The organism is Bacteroides sp. D1, assembly GCF_000157095.2.
Classification (GTDB): domain Bacteria; phylum Bacteroidota; class Bacteroidia; order Bacteroidales; family Bacteroidaceae; genus Bacteroides; species Bacteroides xylanisolvens.
Map to the genome: position 1 here is coordinate 495,963 of NZ_JH114339.1, position 1,711 is coordinate 497,673.

At 30.9% G+C, this 1,711-nt stretch carries 2 protein-coding genes; both read left to right on the forward strand.

Annotation, left to right across the window (positions count from 1 at the left end):
• Window positions 1–862 precede the first annotated feature (862 nt).
• On the forward strand, window positions 863–1,579 hold the full coding sequence (locus BSAG_RS0223160; protein ID WP_032852333.1) for a hypothetical protein: 717 nt from the start codon (window positions 863–865) through the stop codon (window positions 1,577–1,579).
• 7 nt (window positions 1,580–1,586) lie between these two features.
• Window positions 1,587–1,711 (forward strand): glycosyltransferase (locus tag BSAG_RS24960; RefSeq protein ID WP_008997510.1); only part of this gene is annotated, 125 nt, incomplete at its 3' end.

Here is a 1,711-nt window from a genome sequence, read left to right on the forward strand (position 1 = left end):
AGGGAAAAAATGGAGGAAGTGCTTGATTGGAATGATGAAAAGAGGAACTTTATTATTCAAAGAGGATATGAGCGTCTAGCTTTTTTCCGATGGGAAGAATCTTCATGGCAATTATTGGCTGTTTATCATTCTGTTATGAATCGTTGATTTATCTAAAGATAATGGATATGCTTGTAGGGACTTGATTTATGACTACATTGCTTGTAAATACTCAAATTAAGGCTTAAATTTTAAAGTTATGCATTTCAGCTGAACGTTTTGTCTAATTGAGTACTAATCTTATTTTATAATTATTTTTAAATTAATACTCCCGATGGATGCATATTCATTTTTAGAACAACTTTTTTCCCTAATATAAGACTGTATTTTGTTGCGCTATTTGTAAGTCAGCTATTTTTACTTCCCTTGTATCTTAAGAGAGTAAGGAGTGTTATTGACCCATTATTGCTTAGTCTTTTTTTTGTAGGATTAGCTAATGCAATACCTGTCTTCTTGCTATTAACAAAGAATGTTAGTACAGAACTATTTTCATTCTTTGCTTGTTCTCAAATTCTATTTTGGACTGTATTTTATATGAGTTCAGCAAAATCTTTTCCAATAAAAAAGAAGGGGGGGGAAGTTGCTTATAGGCGGTTTGATGACTTGTTCTTTAAAGTATGTTTGGCACTATATGTTCTAACTACATTATATTCGTATGCCATAAATGGCATTCCACTTTTTAATGAAAATAGGTTTGCTCAGAACATTGATAACTCATCTGGTATTCTAGGACTTCTAGGCAGATTATCATCCTCAGTTTCGCTAATGGTTTTGATATATACTATATATTTGTTTAAGAATAAACGGTATAAAAAAAGTTTAATTGCCAATAGGAGTTATTTTGATTTTTTCGTTTTTTTCAGGGGCAAAAGGGTTTATACTAAATATAGTAAGCGCTGTATTTTTCTATTTTCTCTATTATGAAAACTATATTCCTAAGATAAAGAAAATATATATAGTTATGGGCATTTTTACACCTTTGTTGACTATCATAATAGGAGGGCTTTCAGACTTGGGGAGTGCTTTTAATTATTTTATTTATAGATTATTAGCAGGTGGGGACATTTATTGGAATGCATATCCCAATGATATAATCAATTCACTTGATTATAACCGGAGTGGGCTTCTTAATATGTCATATATGTTATGGGGACCTTTTAGGCACTTATTTGGACTGGAATTTGATGAAGCTCAAATGATGACTACAGTTGGAGCTGATTTGTTCGAAATTACAACAGGGTTTTATCCAAGTGGCGGTGCTCCAAATAGTCCTTTTACTGTAACATTTTGGGCTTATTATGGTTGGTACTCTCTAATAGGTGTAGCTATTCTTGCATTGGGAAGCTCTTCGTTATGTTATCATGGACAGAATTCAATGCCTAACACCTTGCCTAACACTTGTTTTAAGGCTTTCTTGTTCAGATGTGGAACGAGTGCATTTCTTGATATATACTTGTTTTTCAATAATCTATTTAGTTTATTCCTTTTTTACTGTATTTATAAAAGCTTGAAATTTCTATCTGTAAATTTATCAAAATAGATACCATATGGATAATACTATTACTATTGTTACAGTTGTATACAATGATAAAAATAATATAGAAAAAACAATTAATTCAGTTTTAAATCAATCGTATAATTCCAAGGAATATATTGTTGTTGATGGAAAAAG